Source organism: Bacillus sp. FDAARGOS_1420, from assembly GCF_019344915.1.
Lineage (GTDB): Bacteria > Bacillota > Bacilli > Bacillales > Bacillaceae_G > Bacillus_A > Bacillus_A mycoides.
This window is the reverse complement of sequence record NZ_JAHWJB010000001.1, coordinates 1,092,156-1,114,923: the sequence shown is the minus strand read 5'-3', so window position 1 is coordinate 1,114,923 and position 22,768 is coordinate 1,092,156. Positions and strand designations below refer to the sequence as shown.

The window sequence follows — 22,768 nt, the reverse complement described above, 5'->3', positions numbered from 1 at the left end:
CAACACATTTTTTAATAAAGCTGTTTATTTCGGTGAAACTATAAAGTGAAACTTTAATCGGCGGAGGGCTATTCATCCCCACTGAGTATTAGCCCTCATCAATCGGGCTTTTACGGGCAGCCCAAATCCCAACCAACTTCTTTGCTTTAGGTGGGCGTCTTACTGCCCGCAAATAGCGGGATACAGTGAAATTTTGATTTGTAAAAAATTGATGGTGAAAAGACCGTGAAGGAGGGAATTTACTTATGTTTTTCTTATCTCTCTTGTTATTAGGCAGCGCTCTCTGGATTACAATCGACCTTTCATATGGGAGAATTGTTCATTTAAAGCGTGTACGTTCTCGTTCTTTCCCTTTACGTCAAAGTGATTTTCGCCTTTATACATATGGAAATGATCTATACGATGCTCTCTTTACTGATATAAAACAAGCTAAACACCATGTGCACGTTTTATTTTTCATTGTAAAAAACGATGATATAAGTCGTACGTTTTTAAAGTTACTTATCGATAAAGCACAAGAAGGAATTGAAGTAAGACTTTTACTCGACCGGTTTGGAAGTCATTATTTATCAAAAGAAGCGATTTACTCCCTACAAAAACATGGTGTCTCTTTTTCATTTTGTCATAAAGTGAAATTTCCTTTTCCTTTCTTTTCTGCAAATCAAAGAAACCATAGAAAAATTACAGTTATTGACGGGAAAATTGGTTATATTGGTGGATTTAACATTGGCGAGGAATATTTAGGGCATAATCAAAGGTTAGGGTTATGGCGAGATTATCATTTACGTCTTACAGGAGAAGGGATACAAGATTTACAAAAACAATTTTTACATGATTGGCTCGACGATACAGACCAAAATTTATTAGATTCATCTCTTTATTTTCCTACGCAACAACCAGGGACCATTCTACATCGTTTCATCCCTACTGATGGTGCCTATTTACAAAATACATTTTTACATTTAATCGAAAGCGCGAAAAAAGAACTCTTTATCGGTACACCATATTTTATTCCTGGAAAAAAAATTATGAATGCATTATTAAAAGCGCGAAAACGTGGGGTTCAAATAACTATTCTCGTTCCACAAAAGGCTGATCACGCTCTCGTTCGAGAAGCAAAATTCCCATATTGCCGAAAGTTAATACAAGCTGGTTGTAATATTTACGCTTTTCAGCAAGGATTTTTCCACGCAAAAATTATTATAGTAGACGATCATACTTGTGATATCGGAACTGCTAATTTCGATATGAGAAGTATATATATTAACCATGAAATCAATTGCCTTTTATACGATAAACATTTCATACAAGAAGTAAAACGTAAATTCGAGGAAGACTTGGAACGCTCCTTATTACTTTCCTTCGAAGATGTCAATCCTCTCTCCATTATCGATAGAGGAAAGGAATGGATAGGAACGATACTCGCGTTCTTTTTATAGAGAAATTTCAAGGGCCAAGGAGGTGCATCACATATGATAATTCGATTTGGATATGTCTCACATGCTACGGCATTATGGGACTGTTCGCCTGCCAAAACAATGACATTTACAAGCTGGAAAAAGCTAAAAAAACAAGAGCGCGAAGATAAATTATATAATGTTACACTGCAAAATCTAGAACATACAATACGCATCCTTCATTACAATATTGCACACGAAATTCCATTATATCGTTTATCATCTTCTATCGTCCCGCTTGCAACACATCCTGAAGTTGAATTTGATTACATTCAAATATTTGCTCCACTATGGCGTAAAATAGGAGCATTAATTCAAGAACACAATTTACGCGTAAGTTTTCATCCCAACCAATTCACACTATTTACAAGCGACAAACCACATATTACAACTAATGCTATTACAGATATGACCTATCATTATAATGTGTTAAATGCTATGGGAATTGCAGATTCTTCCTACATTAATATCCATGTAGGTGGTGCGTATGGAAATAAGGAGAAGGCAATCGAACGTTTTCATGAAAACATACAAAAACTCCCTTACCATATAAAAAGACAAATGACTCTTGAAAATGACGATAAAACGTATACAACTTCTGAAACTTTGGCTATTTGTCAAAAAGAAAAAATACCTTTCGTGTTCGATTATCATCATCACATAGCGAACCTTTGTAATGAACCGCTAGAAGAATTACTTCCTATGATATTTAAAACTTGGTCACATACAAATGTCCTTCCTAAAGTTCATATTTCTTCTCCTAAATCCGAAAAAGAATTTAGAGCTCACGCAAATTATATTGATTTAGAGTTTATTAAACCTTTTTTACACATTACAAAAAAAATTGATCATGATTTCGATATTATGATTGAAAGTAAACAAAAGGATTTAGCACTTCTTCAGTTAATAGATGAAATCTCTTCTATAAGAGGGATAAAAAGAAAAAATGGCGCAACGTTACAATGGTAAATTGTAACGTTGCGCTATTTTTTTCAAAAAGTATTTCTTATAGTAAAAAAGCTCCTGTTTTATATGCTATTATTTAAATTAGCATTTTCCACCTGTGATTCAACTTTATTGAAACGGAGCCATTATATGATTAATCAAAAAAAATATGTACAATTTGTCATGATGTATATAATTATATTTTCTCTTTGGATATTCCTTATTCCTAAGAGCTTGAATATAAAAGAAATTGGCATTCTCTTCTTATTTTGTTTTGCTACACTCTTTTCTTGCTATTGCCTATATAAAGCAATTAAGAAGATGAAGCACGGTGACAAACTATTTTGGGTTCTAGTACTATGCACTTGTATATGTGGATTAGCTATGGAGATAACTTTATTTCTTCATTCACTTTCTATATATGATCAAGTCATATTCTCATATAAGGCATTGCCTTTTTTCATCATACAATATATTTTGCTCTTTTCTGGCTTTGCTATAAAGTTTATAAAACATTACTCTATTAGAGGCCTTGCTCAATTTTCATTCGACAGCATCTTTATTGTTATTATGAATATTTATTTTACCTTAACCTTTATTTTAGATATTTCAAGCTTTCGTATGTTAACGAAGGAAGCGTGGATTTTGATTGGGTATTTTATTGCACAATCATTAGTAATTTACGCCGTGATTAGCCTATATAGAAGAGAACGGTATTCTTCTAGTAGAATCTCATTAATTATTGGCTTTACTATCATACTTGTGTACGGATATATACATCTATTCCAATTAAACGCGGGAATGGGAACTTCTTCTGAAGTCTCTTATTTAATACATACTGCTTCGATTTTACTAATCGGTTTATCGTCCATACTGTACATTTTGGATAAACCAATGCAACATGAAACGAAAACGAAATATTATCGATTCGATTATGTACGCTTTATATTACCTTATTTTAGTATAATCATTACTTTTTCCTTTGCTGTTATTCAGCCTTGGGATGATAAGTTCATGCTAATCGGTCTAGTATTATCACTAGTCTTATTATTCCTACGACAACTTTTCATGTGGAAAGATAATCAAGTATTAATCGATACGTATGAACAGTTGACTACACAACTAGAAGGTGAAGTTGAAGAAGGCGTATCTGCCCTATCAAAAAGTGAACAACGTTATAAATCTTTATTCGAAGATCATCCTGATGCTGTTTTTTCTTTAAATATGAATGGGATTTTCCAACAATCTAATAAGGCTTGTGAAAGTTTATTTACAGCCTATTATTGTGAAGTAACAAGCTATTCTCTTCAACACTTCATTGATCCACAAGATCATGAATTATTGAAGAAATCTTTACAAATTACAAAAGAAGGTAGACCACAAACTCTAGAAATTCGTACAAAAGAAAAAGAAGGATATTATTATCACCTTCACATTACATTCATCCCTATTTTTATAAATAGAGAAGTTGTTGGGATGTTTGGTATAGCACGTGATATTACAACTTTATATGAAAAACAAAAGCAAGTAGAGCATATGGCTTTCCATGATGCACTTACAGGACTACCGAATCGACGGAAATTCGAAAAAGATTTAAAAACGATTTTAAATCTAGCTCAAAACAACACTAATGACGTTGCGGTTATGTTCCTCGACTTAGATCGATTTAAAAAAATTAATGATAGACTCGGCCATGATGTCGGAGATTTATTATTAATTGAAGTAGCAAAAAGATTACGTGGATGTTTACGTTCAAAAGATATCGTTGCCCGCCAAGGCGGAGATGAATTTACGATTCTATTACCCGATATGTACTCTGAAAAAAGTGCTTCTTTTATCGCTGAACAAATTTTAACTATTTTAAATAAGCCTTACTTTATTAAAGGTGAAGAACTTTCTGTTACACCGAGTATCGGAATTGCGATGTACCCTGACTACGGAACCGATGTAACAGAATTAATGAAAAATGCAGATATGGCTATGTATCGAGCAAAGGCTAATGGGAAAAACAGATTTATTTTCTTCTCAAAAGAAATGAGTATTGCGCAAAATGAAATACACTTCCTAGAAGGTGAACTTTCAAAAGCTCTACAACAAAATGAATTTTTCCTTGAATATCAACCACAAGTAAATACAAAAACAAAACAAATTATCGGTTTTGAGGCATTAATTCGCTGGAAACATCCAAAACTCGGAATTGTATCGCCTGCCCAATTCATTCCTCTAGCAGAGGAAACAGGATTTATTATTGAACTTGGCAATTGGATTTTACGTACCGCCTGCTTAGAAGCAAAGAAGTGGCATAACCAAGGATTTTCTCACTTAAAGGTTGGTGTAAATTTATCTGTTGTTCAATTTAATCACGCAGATTTAATATCAACTATTTCAAAAGTCTTGGAAGAAACAGAACTAAAGCCGGAAGCGCTAGATATTGAGATTACAGAAAGTATCGCAATTAATCAAAATCATTCTGTAGTTGCTAAACTAGAAGAACTTCAAAATCTCGGTATTCAAATTTCAATTGATGACTTTGGAACTGGTTATAGTTCTTTAGCTTATTTAACGAAATATCCAATCAATACATTAAAAATTGCTCGAGAATTTATTTGTGGAATTACAAATAGCCCTTTAGAAGAAGCGATTATCGCTTCCATTATTACGCTATCAAAAGAATTAAATTTAGAGGTTATTGCGGAAGGTGTAGAAACAGAAGAACAATGGAAGTTTTTACATGAACAAAACTGTGACCATATTCAAGGATTCCTCTTTAGCAAACCTGTTTCTAGTAAAGATGTTTGGATGTTACTCCACAAAAAAACAACCGTCTAAGTAAGACGGTTGTTTTTTAGTACTCAAAAGGTACATCTGAAGCTAATTGTATCTCTTGATCATTATGAGAAATCACTTGACTTTTCTCTAAAGCTGTATCTCCTAGTGAAATACCCCATGCCATCGCTAACGTTAATAGACTACCAATAAGTAGTTTTTTCATATTCCATCACCCACATTTTTTCTTTAAATATATCATGAAAATTTATCCATATCGTATGCAATTATGCATATTTGTTTTTTAGGTCTTTTTTATTTCTTCATTTTTTTTATAAGTGATTCTTTTAGTGCATGGATTCCTAATATATCGAAAAAGAAGCACGCTTTTTCATAAGCATCTTCAATTTCTGCTCTATCACACTCTAGCTTTTCTAGGCATTCACCTTTTTGATAGTATAACTGTCCAATCAATGTCATACTATTAATTTGGCACGATAGTTCAATGGCTTTATTTACGTGACAAAGCGCTTCTTCATATTGATTATCTAAGTATAATGCTTTTGCATGATTATGCCTCACCTTCACATCAAACTCTTTATTATCATGCAATGCCTCTAATTGTTTTAATATATTTTCAAATAACTCAATACTCTTCTTAAAATAGCCATTTTCAGCATAAATGTTTGCAATTGCATTTTCAATATAAAGATTCTGATATACATCTATTCCTACCAATTGTTGATTGAGCAATTTCTTTAATTCTAAAATACAATAATCGTAATCGATTTTTTTCAATATGTAAGCAGCTACATGGTATTGCCATTGAAGAAATTGCTCAAGCTCGGGATGATATTCTTCCTTTTTCAACTCATTCCATACCCTATTATAAATTTCTTTATATTTCTTTTGCTTACAAAGCATAATAATTTGATCTTTTAACTGCTTATTCCTCTCAATATCAGAATAAATGAGTACCTCATAAAAATGAATAATGGGAACTTGTAATTTCGCCGCAATACCTTGCAATATATCCATACTTGGGTATACCGCGCCCGATTCAATTCGGCTCACTTCCGATTGGTGACATATATTATCGGATAACCGTTTTTGTGTTAATCCTCTCATCACCCTAATTTTCTTTATTTCGCTTCCTAATTTTTCTGCGTGCATACTTACTCACCATCCCATTATAACAATCTAATTTTTTAAGTTGTCATACCACTACAATAATGTGAATTCGACAATTTTTGATATGAAATAATGCATAATATATATAAAATTCGGCAAATTTTTCATACAATCCATCTCACATAATATAATAGACTAGTAATTTTATAGATAAATTATAGAAAATTTGCCCGTGCTTTCGTTACATTCGGTCTTCTTTATCCTTTATCAGCAGAAGCTGTTTACACCCAAGAATTAGACAAAAATGAAGTAAAAGTTGAAATTGCTCAGCCTAGTTTAACGATAAAAAAATTAACACAACCTCAAAATAATACGAAAAAAATATGGCGAAAAAGTATTTAAAGGGTGAGATAAATGAGGCTAAAGCTCAACAAGAGTGAGTGACAACTGAAATGAATGTAGATTCCCAACCTACAAATAAAGAAACAAAAGAAAGTCAAACCGAAGTTCGCCTTGCACAAACTTACGAAAATTATAAAGTATATGGCCAAGATCTTATTGTAAAAGTAGATAAAAATGGAGTAATTACAACTGTTAGTGGTAAAGTTGTCCAAAATTTAGACCAACAACTTAATCTTACTATAACAAATTTTTTGTCGAAAAATGAAGTAAAATCTAAATTACGCGATATACTTCAAATTCTGAGCAATGCGACTGCGACGAAACTTTCTATTGAAATACTTGTTTATAAGAAAAAAGAAGTTTACCACTCGTAGGTAAACTTCTTTTCATATCCATCCCTTTTCTTCCGCAATTGTAATTGCCTCAATTCTATTTTTCGCTTCCAGTTTTGCTAATACTTCCGAAATATAATTACGCACTGTACCAGGCGAAAGATAGAGCATCTTAGCAATTTCATTTGTAGTCTTTCCTTCTTTCGCAAGTACCAGCACTTCTTTTTCACGATCTGATAGCGGATTTTGTTCCTGCCATAAGCCAAACATTAGCTCCTGCGAAATCTCTCGCTTCCCTTTCATAACATTTCGAATTGCTGAAGCTAAATCTTCACTCGGGCTATCCTTTAATAAATACCCGTGAACACCAGTTTTCATTGCCCTTTCAAAATAACCAGGACGCGCAAATGTTGTTAAAATCATTACTTTACAAGATGATTGTTCTTTCTTTAAAATTTCAGCAACATCTAAACCACTTTGGATCGGCATTTCAATATCCATAATACTTATATCTGGCTTTAACGATTCGATTAATTTTAACGCTTCTTCACCATTCGCAGCTTGCCCAACTACTTCAATATCATCTTCCAGATCAAGCAGGGCTCCTAATGCACCACGAAGCATTCGTTGATCTTCTGCAATAATAATTCGAATCATGCCCTCACCTCATCTTTTCCTGTTCTAATTACAATTGGAACTTTCACCGTTAACAGTGTCCCTGGATTGATCGTATCCAGTTCAACTACTCCATCAATAAGGGAAATCCGCTCCTTCATACCACGAATACCGTTTCCATCATGATTTTGCTCCTCTAAACCGACGCCATTATCTTCTACTTTCAAAATCAACTCACCTTGTGATTCTAATATAGAAACTGTACATGCCTTTGCCTTACTATGCTTCACGACATTCGTAACAGCCTCACGTAAACACATACCTAAAATATTTTGTTCAATTGGTGATAACGAGCTAGAATTAGCCTCCTGCTTTACTTCTAATTCAATATTGGCAGCTTGCAAAATCGCTTTTATTTGCTCAAGTTCTTCTTCCACTGTAATCATACGCATATCAGAAATTAATTCTCTCAGCTGTTTTAAAGCGGTGCGAGATGTTTGTGTAATTTCCTTCGCTTCCATACTTGCACGATCTGGATTTTTCACAATTAACTTCTCCACGAGCTGACTTTTCAAAGTAATAAGAGATAATGTGTGTCCTAACGTGTCATGAAGATCTCTTGCAATTCGCTGCCGTTCCTCACGTTTTACTAAGTCTTTAATTTGTTCGTTTGCTTCATTTAGTTGATTTTTTAACATCTTTTTCTGATTAAAATTACGCATTCCAAATGGCGTAAGAAGCATTAAAATAAACATCGGAACGATATTCACTAAACTCGGGATTGTTAGTTGATTAACATTTATAAATATAAAAGCCCCAAGCATTACAACTAATAAACATAACAACACACGAAATGCCTTCTTACTTGGCGCAAATCCCATCGCACTTGCCGTAAAAAAGCCAAAGAATATCATGAAAGGATTATAAAATACGGCAAATAAACAGGTTAGTATCATTTGAATACACGCCCACAACACGAACGTCCTCTGAACAAAATAAAGTTGACGGTATGTGATAATGAAAACTATCAACATACCGATCCCTATTACAAGCTTCCATCCCGATACTTGTGTTAAATTATAAATTGGAAATAATAAATACACTAACCACATATATGGGAAGAAACCCATATGTTTCGGAAAAAACTCAAACCTCTTCTTCTCTATCATTTATACCGCTTCCTGTCTCTTTCTTATATATATTGATACTACAACAAATATAAAGAAATAACCTCCTAGTACTGCGATATTTTCCCATCCAATTGATTTTCCAGCTACAATATCCCATGCACCGCTACCAAAATGATATGTCGGTGTCCATTCACCGATAGATCTTAATACTTTTGGGAATACTTCAATTGGCATCCATAACCCGCCAATTACTGCTAGACTCATATTTAAAATATTCGCTAATCCAGCTGCTGCATCCGCCTTCTTAATTGAACCTATTACTGTTCCAAGGGCTAAAAATGGTGTCACGCCTAATAATAACCATAATCCTGCACCAATCCATTGGCCTATCGTTAACTCAACATTATTAATTAATATTCCTGCCATAAAAATAACTAAGATTGAAAAAGCATTCACTACTGTTTGAGCAATAATTTTAGCTGCTAAATATGCGCCCTCTGGAAGCGGTGTAATTTTTAACAAATGTGTCCATCCTTGCCCTTTTTCCTGAGAAAGTCTCACACCGAAACTAAAAAGGGCAGTCCCTACAATACTGAAAGTCGCCATTGAAATTAAATAATGTGCTTTCCATGCATCTCCGTTTTGCGGGACTTGAATAACATTTGTAAAGATGTAATAAAACATAACTGGCATTAATAATGAGAAAAAGATGAATAATTTATTGCGGAACGTACGTAAAACCTCTATTTTACATTGCATCCATAATGCTCTCATGCGATTCCCTCCTTCTGATTTGCAACAAACTGTTCAAATGCTTCATCGAGGCTTCCACGTTCAACTGAAACGTCTGTTACAGGTAGATTCCTCTGATAAATTGCTTGTAAAGTGGCATCTGTATCTTCCGTCGTTAAAGTGAAGCGCCCTTCATTTGACTGTACTTCTGTTACATGCGGTAATTCCTTTAGTAAACTCTTAGGAATTTTCTCTTTCGAATAAAACGAGATTGTTTTTCGGGAAATCGTCGCTTTCATCTCATCTGGTGTGCCATCTGCGATAATCTTTCCGTTCGCAAATAATAAAATTCGATCTGCTAGCGCATCCGCTTCTTCTAAATAATGTGTTGTTAAAATAATCGTTTTCCCTTCACTTGCTAATTTTCTAATCGTTTCCCAAAACGTTTTTCGAGATGTTATGTCCATCCCTACAGTTGGTTCATCTAAAAATAACAAGTCTGGATTCCCTGCAAGTGCCAGCGCAAAATTTAACCTTCTTTTTTGACCGCCCGATAATTTCTCACATCTTTGCTTTCTTTCTGGTTCTAAGTTTGACAACTGCAGTAATATTTCTTTCTCTACAGGATTCGTATAATAACTACGGAATAACTCAATTGCCTCTTCTACCGTGATACTATCAATCACACTTACTTCTTGTAGCATCGCACCAAGGCTATTACGAACATCTCTATGCTTCGGACTCTTTCCAAATATAGAGACATTCCCCTCTGTCGGATCTTTTAATCCGAGCATCATTGAAATTGTCGTTGTTTTCCCCGCACCATTTGGACCGAGTAATGCTACTATTTGCCCTTTATTTACATGAAATGAAACGTTATTTACTGCTTTTTTATGTTTAAATGTTTTAGAAACACCATTTACTTCAATAATCTTTTCCATCTCTCCACCCCCGCCGTTTCTTATATTTACATTGTATGCTCTGGAAAAGTTAGGAAACAGTATGATGCGTCATGACATCAATATGACAATTGTCATGTATTCTTTATGAGAGGAATCAACCCGCATACCGCACGCGAGTAGCAGTACAAAAATAAACATGATACAATCGGATAAGACATATATTCGAGGAAGGACAGTGGTTTTCATGATTATTCGTAATGAACAAGATTTAGAAGGTTTACGAAAAATCGGCCGCATCGTTGCACTTGCACGCGAAGAAATGAAAAAGCAAGCGAAGCCAGGTATGACAACGAAAGAGCTTGATTTAATTGGTAAAAAAGTATTAGATGAGCACGGTGCTATTTCAGCGCCTGAAAAAGAATATAAATTCCCAGGTGTAACTTGCATTAGTGTAAACGAAGAAGTTGCTCACGGCATTCCAAGCGATCGCGTATTAAAAGAAGGCGATTTAGTAAACGTAGACGTATCAGCAGCACTTGACGGATATTATGCAGATACAGGTATCTCATTTGTTCTTGGCGACGATGAAGAAAAAGAAAAACTTTGCCAAGCAGCAGTAGACTCATTTTGGGAAGCAATGAAAAAAGTAAAAGCTGGCTCAAAACAAAATCAAATTGGTCGTGCTGTTTCTAACTTTGCACATAAAAATGGATATAATGTAATCCAAAACTTAACTGGTCACGGTATTGGTCTTAGCTTACACGAAGCTCCAAACCACATTTTAAGCTACTATGATCCAATGGATAATGCGCTTCTAAAAGACGGCCTTGTTATCGCTGTAGAACCATTTATTTCTATGAAAGCTGATCATATTATTGAGCGCGGTGATGATGGTTGGACATTCGTTACACCAGACAAAAGCCTTGTTGCACAATGTGAACATACAGTTGTCGTAACACGCGGTGAACCGATTATTTTAACAGAAATATAAAAAAGAACCGCTTCTTAGTAGGAAGCGGTTCTTTTTTTATGCTCTTTTGAAAAGAAGTAATACGGTTGAACTCTTTTTCATTTACGTATATAATTTTTAACGAAGGTTATTGATGATTATCTCTCATAAAAGATGATCAAGGGAGTACCTTCTTTTTTTTATTTAATAGCACCGATTAAAGGAATGCGTTCTATTTATCATAAAACGCTGTCTTCGCTTTAATCTACGAATTGTATACTCTTTTAGACAGTACATATTTTCTTCATCCTGACCAAATTCAAGCTACATTTTATTACTACCTCAATACGAAAGAATTTTTTACAATGGATACATTATTTTGGTTAGCATATATCGTAAAACTTACCTTTATAACGATTCTTTGCACATTGCAGAGCATGAATCAAAAAATAGTGTACGCATCTCACTGCATATTTTTTGCATACACCTATTTTATGAAGATCCACTCAAACAGTCATACCCTATAAAGGTCTGACATCATTCCTTATCAGTATTTCACTCGACATTTTTTGTCGAAATTTGTATATTCATTCTCTATATTATTAGAATATACATTTTGTTTTACGTTACAAAGCATCGAATATGGACACTTTCCTAAAGAGTATACGTAGTAAAGGAGGCATCACGTAAAGCACATTGATCCATGACGAACAATCTCTTCACAAAGCATTTTTATGCAATAAAAGGATTCATAAAGGAGGAACAATGAAAAAACTCTTCAATCTATGTTTAATTGTATTCGTACTATTTTCGCAGCTTGCTAGTTTTCCATACAATCAAGTGAGAGCGGAATCCTTAACGGGAAATTCATTATTTGACACTGTTGAAATGAAAGATGCAACGAATCATATTATTGACGAAGCATTAAATCCTAAAAACTTAATACAATTAGGATCAACCATTCAAGTTGAATACGCTTGGTCAATAAAGGATCAACAAGTTGTACATGCAAACGATACAGCAGTACTTCAAATACCACTTGCATTAAAAGTATCTAAAGATTTGCAAGGGGATTTAGTAGCAGATCAAAAAAATATTGGTCAATATTTTATAACAGCTAAAGATAATAAATTAAAACTAATGTTTAATGATCAAGTAGAAAATTTAAAAGGCGCTAAAGGAAAAATCAAACTTGATACTGTGTTTAATCCAACTTTAAAAACTGGAGAAAAATCAGTTGAAATTACTTTTCCTTTAGGAACAATGGTTCATCCTATATCAGTTCCTGTTCAAGTAGAAGATTCTAAAGAAGATGAAGCCAAACAGGATACTAATAAACAAGTGCAAGATCCAGTAGCTAAACCTGTTACTAGTAATCCAGAGCAAGATCCAGCAGCTAAACTTGATACTAGTAATCTAGAGCAAGATCCAGCAGCTAAACCTGTTACTAGTAATCCAGAGCAAGATCCAGCAGCTAAACCTGTTACTGACAATCCGGAGCAAAACCCAGCAGCTAAACCTGTTACTGGCAATCCGGAGCAAAACCTAGCAGCGAAAACCGCTACTGACAATCCGGAGCAAAACCCAGTAGCAAAACAAGCCACTGACAATCCAGAACAAAAAGCAACAAGCAACCCTGCTGAGAATATAAATTCAGGTCCAAAGCAAATAACAACAAACATCTTAACGGGTGTAAGGTTGACGGACAAAGACGGAAAACCATTTACAGAGGATAACCGTCCAAGTACAGATTCCCCTGCCAATATTGAGTTTACATGGGAACTTTTAAAATCAATGAATGTGAAAAACGGAGATTACTATATTTTTGATCTTCCTAAACATTTTAAGATTTACAATACAATTAACAGTCCTTTATACGATAGTGAAAACAATCCAATTGGTAATTTTACTGTTACAAAAGATGGAAAAGTCACGATGACATTCAACGATTATATTGAAGAACATCCAGATGTTGTTGGTAATCTACAATTAAAGACAGAATTTAATAAAGCTGAAATTAAAGGTACAACAACACAAGAAATTCCTTTCCCAATTAAAGATAAAGATGTTTCTATTACAGTTGACTTTAAGCCTAATGTACAAACAGCTACGAATAAAAAGGGGTTACCTGATAGGCCAATTAATACAAATGAAATTAATTGGACAGTAGAAATGAATAAAACGAAAGATACTCTTAAAAATGCTGTTTTTAAAGATAACATCCCACAAGGTACAAGCTTAAATAAAGATTCTATTAAAGTTTATTATTTAGAAGTTGATGTTAATGGGAACGCAACACGTGGTGCAGAAGCTGATCCAGCAGATTATAAAATCACTTCATCAGATAGTTCAAAATTGGAGATTGCTTTTAAAGATAACATCAGTAAAGCATACCAAATCGAATATGCCACAAAAATCACTGATGAAAATGTAACAAAATTCCAAAATAAAGTTACGATAACGAGTGATAATCAAAAGCAACAAAACACAAGTGCTACTGTAACGGTTTCTCGTGGTACGCATTTAAACAAAACAAGTAAATATGATCCAAAGACGCAAACGATTGAATGGACAATTACTTACAATGGTGATCAAAGAGGTATCAAAAAAGCAGATGCGATTTTAAAAGATGTTTTTGACGATGCACATGTACTAGATGAAAATTCTATTGTCGTGAAAAATGCTTCCTATGATGATAAAGGAAAGCTCGTAACAGGAGAAGCTGTTACTAACTACACTGTAAGTAAAAAGAAAAATGGATTCGACCTACAGTTTAATGAAGATATTAACAGTTCTTATGTAATTACTTATAAAACAAAGCCAACTGATAACGTCATAAAAGATGGAAAAGTCAAAAATACAGTTACAGCAGATAATGGCTCAAGTAAAGAAAATGAAGCTGGCTTCAAGCAGCAAAATATTATTAAATCTAATAATAAAGCTGAAACAAACTATAAAGACAAAACAACAACTTGGACAATTATAGTAAATAATAACAACTATCCATTAAACAACGCGATCATTACGGATGCCTTTGATCATGGTGGATTGCAATTAAAAGATAACAAACTAGAAATTAAAGACGGAGATTATACTCTTCAAGCTGAGACTGACTACGTTTTAGATGTGACGGATAAAGGTTTCAAAATTACCCTTATAGGCACATATCAGTCTAATATGACAAAGACATTAGTCGTAAAATATACGACAGACTTTGATTATACAAAATTGGAAAGTGGTAAAACTTCCTTTAAAAATACAGGTAACATATCTTGGATAGATGCAGATTCCAAACCACAATCAAATAAAGATGAAGCAAATTTTGATCCTGATACTTTCACAAAGGCGAATGGATATAAATACGGGTCTTATAACGCCCAAACAAAAGAAATTACTTGGATAATAGGCTTTAATTATAATAATGTTGAGATTAAAGACCCTTATGTTATAGACGAAATAAAAGATAAACAAAAGTTAGTACCAGGATCCATTGAAGTGCGCGATATGATTTTAAATGGAAGTCCTGATAATGCAAGACCTGGTAATGCTGTACCAACTGAGAAATATGAACTTGAAGAACCTACAGATAAAAATAAAAACACCCTAAAGGTTCATTTCAAACAATCAATTAATTCACCTTATTATATTATCTTTAAAACAAGCCTTGATGGTGAGCTTATCCAAGGTACCTACAACAACGAGGCGGAGTTAAAAGATGGCTCTAAAATTGTTAACAATCTTAAAGGTGATGCTCAAGTAAATAAAGGTGGCAGCTTCGTTACAAAAAAAGCTGTGCAAGACGACAACTATATTAATTGGAGTATTGCAATTAACGAAAGCCAATCAACCATTGCAGACGCAGTTGTAACAGACGATCCAACAGACAATCAAGTACTTGTGGAAGATTCATTCCACTTATATCCTACAACTGTTGATCCATATGGAAATTTAACAAAAGATACAGCAAATGAATTAAAACAAGGAACAGATTATAAGTTAACGATCACAACAGACAATAATACTGGAAAGCAACATTTCGAAATTGCCTTCTTGAAAAAAATTGATCGAGCTTATATTTTAGAATATCGTTCATTTATTAATGCAGACGATAGAGAAAAAGTAAGTAATAAAGCTAAAATCACAGGCAATAAGTTAACTGTAAAGAATACAGAAACTACCGAAACGATTGAAGTACGAATGTCTTCCGGTTCGGGCGGAGGGTCTGCTACTAAAGGCCGCGGAAACCTTGAAATTATAAAGGTAGATAACGACAATAAGAACGCACCATTGGCCGGAGCAGAATTTACTTTATACGATCGTACAGGGAAAACTGTTATCCGTAAAATAACAACAGACAAAGACGGTATCGCTAAGTTTAATAACTTAAAACGCGACAAATATTTATTAAAAGAAACAAAAGCTCCTGAAGGCTATGTAATTAGCTGGGATTTAAAACAAGGGAAAATTGTTGAACTTGGTTCACAAGAGACTACAACATATACACTTGCAAATAAGAAATTTGTCGGGAAAGTAGTTTTAACAAAGTCTGATGACCTGAATAAAAACGTAACACTGCAAGGTGCCGTTTTCACACTACTTGATAAAGACAAAAAAATAATTCCAGAACACAAAGAATTAACAACAAATAATAACGGACAAATTATTATAGATAAACTAAAGCCAGGAACTTACTACTTACAAGAAACGAAGGCTCCTGAGCATTATCAACTAGATAGCAGACTTATTCGCTTTACTATCTCTGAAGATCAAACAACAGTAGTAAACCGAACTGCGACAAATTGTTTAACTAAGGGATCTGCTCTTTTAACAAAAGTTGATAAACATAATAAAACTTTAGCAGGGGCAGAATTTACTGTTCAGGATCGCAATGGAAAAAATATTCCTGGATATGAGAAATTAACAACTAATGAACATGGACAAATCGAAGCAAAAGATTTACGTCCTGGTAAATACCAATTTGTCGAAACAAAAGCCCCTGAGCACTTTGAATTAGACAAAACACCTATCCTATTCGAAATAGAAAAAAGCCAAACTACAGCTGCTTCTGTTACAGCAAAAAACACTTTAATTAAAGGTCACGTTACTTTAACAAAAGTTGATGATGTTGATGGCACTACTCTTGAAGGTGCGGTATTCAAAATTGTAAACAACAAAAATGAAGACGTGCGTACAAACTTAAAAACAGAAAAAGATGGAACTTTAACCGTTAAAGATTTAGAGCCTGGTGAGTATCAATTTATTGAAACAACACCACCTAAATCCTATGACTTAAATAAAGAACCAATTCCGTTTACAATCGAGAAAAGTCAAACAAGTATTATTCCAATTACTGCAAAAAACAGTTTAACAACAGGTACTGTTGAGTTATTAAAAGTCGACGAATTTGATAAAAAGACTCCTCTTGCTGGAGCTATGTTCAAAATCGTGAACGAAAAGAACGAAGATGTTCGTACAGACTTAACTACCGATACAAAAGGAACTATCAAAGCTTCTGACTTACGTCCAGGCAAATATAAATTTATTGAAACGAAAGCTCCTGAACATTATGAACTGCGATCAACACCAATTGAATTTACAATTGAGAAAGGCCAAAAAACACCGATTGTTATTACAGCTGAAAATGGTCTACTGCCAGGTGATGTTGAACTAACAAAAGTCGATGATGTTGATGGAACTGCACTTACAGGTGCCGTATTCAAAATTGTGAATGACAAAAATGAAGATGTCCATACAGAATTAGTTACGAATCAAGAAGGTAAAATTATTGCCACTGGTTTACGTCCAGGTAACTATAAATTTATCGAAACGAAAGCTCCCGAGCATTATGACTTAAATAAAACACCGATTGAATTTACAATTAAGGAGAGCCAAGCAACTGCTATTAACGTTACAGCTACTAACAGCTTAACAAAAGGCGGTATTGAATTAACAAAAGTAAATGCTGCAGATGAAAAGGAAACACTTGAAGGTGCAGTATTTAAAATTGTGAATATGGATACTAATGAAGATGTTCGTGCGGACCTTGTTACGAATAGTAAAGGAATGCTAGTTGTAGATGACTTACGTCCTGGTAACTATAAACTTATCGAAACAAAGGCTCCAACTTATTACGATGTAAATGTAGAACCAATTGAATTTACAATCGAAAAAGGACAACAAAAACTTCTTCCACTTACATTTAAAAATAGTTTAACGAAAGGAAAAGTTAAACTAATTAAAGAAGATGATGTGGACAGCAAAATAGCTCTTGCCGGTGCGGTATTCAAATTACAAGACGCAAACGGTACAGAAATTGCAAAAGATTTAAAAACAGATGATTATGGAGTACTAGTTATTCCTGATTTAGCACCAGGGGATTATCAATTTATTGAAACAGAAACCCCTGCACATTATAAATTAGATCAAACACCTATTAAGTTCACGATTAAAAAGGGTAGCAAGGAAGATCTTCCTATCCCTGTTACTGTAAAAAATAGTTTACTTACAGGTGGCGTCACTTTAACAAAAGTAGATGACGTTGATGGCACTACACTTGAAGGTGCGGAATTTATAATTGTTGATGCTCATGACACTAAAAAGGTAATTCGCAAAGGCTTAACGACTGATGAGAACGGTATAGTTACCGCTTCTGATTTACGTCCGGGAGATTATCAATTTATTGAAGTAAGAGCTCCAAAAGACTATACGTTAAGCAACGATTCTATTCCGTTCACTATTGGAAAAAGTCAACAAGAAAACATTACTGTTACTGCTACTAACAGCTTAAAGAAAGGTGCAGTAACATTAACAAAAATCGATGACATCGATCGTACGATGCTGAAAGGCGCAATCTTTAAAATCGTTGATATGGACGGTAAGGAAGTTCATACAAACCTTGTTACAGATGACAATGGCGAAATTTCTGTTTCTGATTTACGTCCAGGAGACTATCAATTTATTGAAACAAAGGCTCCTGATCACTATGTATTAGACGAAACACCGATTCCATTTACAATTGAAAGAAGTCAAACGAAAAAGATTACTGTTACAGGTAAAAACACTTTAACAAAAGGTAGCGTTGAATTAACTAAAATTGACGATATTGATATCGATACAAAACTTGCTAACGCTGTATTTAATTTATTAGATGCAGACGGAGAACTAGTTGAAGAAGGCTTAAAAACAAATGATGAAGGAAAAATTGTTGTTGAAAATCTACGTCCTGGTACGTATCAATTCGTGGAAACAATAGCTCCTGAACATTACGATTTAAATAAAAAACCTATCGAATTTACAATTAAGAAAAGCCAAACTGAAATTCTTCATGTTACAGCTAAAAATGCTCTAACAAAAGGTGCAGTGGAACTTTCTAAAGTAGATAACATCGATGACACTACCCTTGAAGGTGCAGTATTTAACATTGTTGATATGAATGGTACTGTAATTCATAAAGACCTTGTTACAAATGGTAAAGGGAAGATCGAAATTAACGACCTACGTCCTGGTGATTACCAATTCATCGAAATAGAAGCTCCTAAGCATTACGTTTTAGATGAAACGCCTATTGGTTTCACTATTGAAAAAGGACAGAAAAAAGCTATTTCTTTAACTGCTAAAAATAGTTTAAAACAAGGTAGTATCGAATTAATTAAAGTTGATGATTTAAACGATCAAACAAAACTTGCCGATGCTGTATTTAATTTACTAGATCAAAATGGCAAAGTACTTAAAACAGATTTAAAAACAAACGGTGAAGGAAAAATCGTTGTTGAAAACTTACGTCCTGGTACGTATCAATTTGTCGAAACAACGGCTCCTAAACATTATGATTTAGACAAAAAGCCTATTGTAGTTACAGTTGAGAAAAGCCAGAAAGATATTGCTACTGTTACTATGAAAAATAGTTTAACAAAAGGCGGCGTTGAACTTACTAAAGTGGATGAAATCGATGGCTCTACTCTTGAAGGCGCAGTATTTAACATTGTTGATATGAATGGTACTGTAATTCACGAGAATCTTACTACAAATTCACAAGGTAAAATTAGTGTTTCTGACCTGCGTCCTGGTGATTATCAATTCATCGAGACAACGGCTCCGAAACACTACGATTTAAATAAAGAACCGATTCCTTTCACTATCGAAAAAGGACAAGCTGAACCTATTTCTGTTACTGCTAAAAATAGTTTAACGAAAGGTGCGGTAGAGCTTTCTAAAGTGGATGATATTGATGGTACTGTCCTTAAAGGTGCTGTATTTAAAATTGTTGATATGAACGGTAATGATGTTCGCACTGATCTTACGACAGATGCATATGGTAAAGTTGCTGTTCCTGATTTACGTCCGGGAGACTACCAGTTTATTGAAACGAAAGCTCCTGAACACTATAAATTAAATGATACACCAATTAAATTTACAGTTAAGAAAAGCCAAAAAGAACAGCTGCAAGTTACTGCTACTAACAGCTTAACTGAAGGTGCGGTAGAGTTAATTAAAGTTGATGATATAAATCCAGATACAAAACTTTCTGATGCGGTATTTAACATCATTGATGCGAAAGGTAAAGTTGTTCGCACGAATTTAACTACTGATGAACACGGGAAAGTTTCTGCTTCCAATTTACGACCGGGAGATTATCAATTCGTAGAAACGACAGCTCCTAAACATTATGATTTAAATAAAACACCGATTCCTTTCACTATCGAGAAAAGCCAATCAACTCAAGTTTCTGTTACTGCTAAAAATGGCTTAACAAAGGGTGGCGTGGAATTAACGAAAGTTGACTCTTTAGATGCGAAAGAAACGCTGGAAGGTGCGGTATTTAAAATTACTGATATGAACGGTAACGACATTCGTACGAATTTAGTTACCAATAAAGATGGAAAAATCATCGCTAAAGACTTACAACCTGGAGACTATCAATTTATTGAAACGAAAGCTCCGAAACATTATGACTTAAATGAAGAACCGATTAAGTTCACAATTGAAAGAAGTCAAACAAAACATGTCTACGTTACAGCTACGAACAGCTTAACGAAAGGTAGTGTGGAGTTAATTAAAGTTGACGATGTTGAAGAAAACACAACACTTGAAGGTGCGGTATTTAAAATTGTTAATAAGGATGGACACGACGTCCGTACTGATTTAACTACTGATAAAAACGGCCGTTTAGTTGTGGATGAATTACCACCAGGAGACTATGAGTTTATCGAAACAAAAGCTCCTAATCACTATGACTTAAACGAAACACCTATTAAGTTCACAGTTAAAAAAGGACAAGAAAAAATCGCTTCCGTTACTGCTACAAATAGCTTAACAAAAGGCGCTGTGGAACTTTCCAAAGTGGATGACGTTGACGGTTCTGTTCTTAAAGGTGCAGTATTTAAAATCGTTGATATGAACGGAAAAGACGTCCGTTCTGATTTAACTACTGATAAAAATGGAAAAATCTCTGTTTCTGATTTACGTCCGGGAGACTATCAGTTCGTTGAAACGAAAGCTCCTCTGCATTACGACTTAAATCAAAATCCTATCAGGTTTACTGTTGAAAAGAGTCAAGCTGCTAACGCTTCTGTTACTGCTACTAATAGCTTAACTAAAGGTTCAGTCGAACTAATTAAGCTTGACGACGTTGACAGCTCTACTCTTGAAGGTGCTATCTTTAAAGTCGTTGATCAAAGCGGCAATGATGTTCGTTCTGATTTAACTACTGATAAAGATGGAAAAATCTCTGTTTCTGATTTACGTCCAGGAGACTATCAATTCGTTGAAACGAAAGCTCCTCTGCATTACGACTTAAATCAAAACCCTATCAAGTTTACTGTTGAAAAGAGTCAAACGGCTAAAGCTTCTGTTACCGCTACAAATAGCTTAACGAAAGGTTCGATTGAATTAACTAAGCTTGATGATATCGACGGCTCTACTCTTGAAGGTGCTATCTTTAAAATCGTTGATCAAAGCGGTAATGATGTTCGCACTGATTTAACTACTAATAAAGATGGAAAGATTTCTGTTTCTGATTTACGTCCTGGGGACTATCAGTTCGTTGAAACAAAGGCTCCTACTCATTACGACTTAAATCAAAACCCTATCAAGTTTACTGTTGAAAAGAGTCAAACGGCTAAAGCTTCTGTTACCGCTACGAATAGCTTAACGAAGGGATCAGTTGAATTAACTAAGCTTGACGACATCGACAGCTCTACTCTTGAAGGTGCTATCTTTAAAATCGTTGATCAAAGCGGCAATGATGTTCGTACTGATTTAACTACTAATAAAGATGGGAAAATTAGCGTTTCTGATTTACGTCCAGGAGACTATCAATTTATTGAAACGAAAGCTCCGAAACATTACGACTTAAATCAAAACCCTATCAAGTTTACTGTTGAAAAGAGTCAAACTGCTAACGCTTCTGTTACTGCTACTAATAGCTTAACGAAGGGATCAGTTGAATTAACTAAGCTTGACGACATCGACAGCTCTACTCTTGAAGGTGCTATCTTTAAAATCGTTGATCAAAGCGGCAATGATGTTCGTACTGATTTAACTACTAATAAAGATGGGAAAATTTCTGTTTCTGATTTACGTCCAGGAGACTATCAGTTCGTTGAAACGAAAGCTCCTACTGGCTATGATTTAAGTGCTAAGCCAATTCCTTTCACAATTACGAAGGGACAATCTGGGGTTACCTCTGTTAAAGCTTTAAATAGCTTAACAACAGGTTCAATTGAGTTAACTAAAGTTGATATTGATCACCGTGGAACACTTGAAGGTGCCATTTTCAATATCTTAGACCACGATGGAAAAATAATCCGAGAAGGCCTAAAAACAGACCAACACGGTAAATTAATCGTAAATGATTTGAAACCTGGTAATTATCAATTAGTGGAAACAAAGGCTCCTGAAGGCTATCAATTAGATGCTTCACCGATAAGCTTTACAATTGAAAAAGCTCAAGCTACACCACTACAAATTACAGTTTCAAATAAGAAGATCGAATCTTCACCAGGTGGAGATGATAAACCAATTACTCCTCCAAATAAAGAGGAGAAACCAGGAAAAGAAACTTCCGAAGAACTAGAAAAAGAAAATCCTGAGACTCATGGAAAAGAAACTTCCGAAGAACTAGAAAAGGAAAATCCTGAGACTCACGGAAAAGAAACTTCCGAGGAACTAGAAAAAGGAAATCCTGAAACACAGACAAACAAACAGCAAGATGATCGAAATATAGATAAAAAACTTCCAAATACAGGTCATAAAGAAGATCATACACAAGCAGCAGGTATCGTTCTTCTACTAGCTGGATTGTTAAGTATTTTAGCCACAAAACGTAAAAAACATTATAAATAATATGTTTTACAGCCAATCAATTTATTAGTTGATTGGCTGTTTTTTTTGTGCAAAAAAGACGATA

Annotated in this window: 12 protein-coding genes; 6 read left to right on the top strand and 6 right to left on the bottom strand. The window is 34.4% G+C overall.

The features are described from left to right. Positions 1-245: 245 nt before the first annotated feature. The 3 genes from cls to I6L50_RS05780 all read left to right on the top strand — a co-directional run bounded on the left by cls (position 246) and on the right by I6L50_RS05780 (position 5,231). Positions 246-1,439: a cardiolipin synthase gene (gene cls, locus I6L50_RS05790; RefSeq protein ID WP_002034885.1), complete on the top strand. Its 1,194-nt coding sequence runs from the start codon at positions 246-248 to the stop codon at positions 1,437-1,439. A gap of 33 nt (positions 1,440-1,472) precedes the next feature. Further along, positions 1,473-2,426 carry a UV DNA damage repair endonuclease UvsE gene (gene uvsE, locus I6L50_RS05785; RefSeq protein ID WP_107887149.1) on the top strand — a complete coding sequence of 318 codons (954 nt, stop codon included), beginning with the start codon at positions 1,473-1,475 and terminating at the stop codon, positions 2,424-2,426. Positions 2,427-2,552: 126 nt separating this feature from the next. Next, positions 2,553-5,231 (top strand): DUF4084 domain-containing protein, encoded by a 2,679-nt coding sequence (locus I6L50_RS05780; RefSeq protein ID WP_219300810.1) that lies wholly within the window; start codon positions 2,553-2,555, stop codon positions 5,229-5,231. A gap of 16 nt (positions 5,232-5,247) precedes the next feature. Here the strand turns inward: I6L50_RS05780 and papR are convergent, their stop codons facing one another. Both papR and I6L50_RS05770 read right to left on the bottom strand, forming a co-directional pair. Beyond that, positions 5,248-5,394: a quorum-sensing peptide PapR gene (gene papR, locus I6L50_RS05775; RefSeq protein ID WP_002159754.1), complete on the bottom strand. Its 147-nt coding sequence runs from the start codon at positions 5,392-5,394 to the stop codon at positions 5,248-5,250. An 89-nt stretch (positions 5,395-5,483) separates the two neighbouring features. Next, positions 5,484-6,341 carry a helix-turn-helix domain-containing protein gene (locus I6L50_RS05770; RefSeq protein WP_002016331.1) on the bottom strand — a complete coding sequence of 286 codons (858 nt, stop codon included), beginning with the start codon at positions 6,339-6,341 and terminating at the stop codon, positions 5,484-5,486. A gap of 410 nt (positions 6,342-6,751) precedes the next feature. On the opposite strand from I6L50_RS05770, the gene I6L50_RS05765 reads away from it, so the two are divergent. After that, complete coding sequence (locus I6L50_RS05765; RefSeq protein ID WP_219300808.1) at positions 6,752-7,075, top strand: bacillolysin; 324 nt, start codon at positions 6,752-6,754, stop codon at positions 7,073-7,075. 12 nt (positions 7,076-7,087) lie between these two features. Here I6L50_RS05765 and I6L50_RS05760 read toward each other — a convergent pair whose 3' ends face one another. The 4 genes from I6L50_RS05760 to I6L50_RS05745 are packed head-to-tail and all read right to left on the bottom strand — an operon-like array spanning position 7,088 to position 10,451. Continuing rightward, on the bottom strand, positions 7,088-7,690 hold the full coding sequence (locus I6L50_RS05760; protein ID WP_219300806.1) for a response regulator transcription factor: 603 nt from the start codon (positions 7,688-7,690) through the stop codon (positions 7,088-7,090). After that, positions 7,687-8,817 (bottom strand): sensor histidine kinase, encoded by a 1,131-nt coding sequence (locus I6L50_RS05755; RefSeq protein ID WP_113936176.1) that lies wholly within the window; start codon positions 8,815-8,817, stop codon positions 7,687-7,689. Before I6L50_RS05755 ends, I6L50_RS05760 begins: the two co-directional genes overlap by 4 nt. Next, complete coding sequence (locus tag I6L50_RS05750) at positions 8,818-9,552, bottom strand: ABC transporter permease (protein WP_113936175.1); 735 nt, start codon at positions 9,550-9,552, stop codon at positions 8,818-8,820. Continuing rightward, positions 9,549-10,451 carry an ABC transporter ATP-binding protein gene (locus I6L50_RS05745; RefSeq protein ID WP_151304983.1) on the bottom strand — a complete coding sequence of 301 codons (903 nt, stop codon included), beginning with the start codon at positions 10,449-10,451 and terminating at the stop codon, positions 9,549-9,551. The genes I6L50_RS05750 and I6L50_RS05745 overlap by 4 nt, the downstream gene beginning before the upstream one ends. A gap of 157 nt (positions 10,452-10,608) precedes the next feature. On the opposite strand from I6L50_RS05745, the gene map reads away from it, so the two are divergent. Then, positions 10,609-11,403, top strand: a complete 795-nt coding sequence (gene map / locus I6L50_RS05740; RefSeq protein WP_061673820.1) for a type I methionyl aminopeptidase — start codon at positions 10,609-10,611, stop codon at positions 11,401-11,403. 723 nt (positions 11,404-12,126) lie between these two features. Next, positions 12,127-22,704 (top strand): SpaA isopeptide-forming pilin-related protein, encoded by a 10,578-nt coding sequence (locus tag I6L50_RS05735; protein ID WP_219300803.1) that lies wholly within the window; start codon positions 12,127-12,129, stop codon positions 22,702-22,704. The last annotated feature ends 64 nt before the right edge of the window (positions 22,705-22,768 follow it).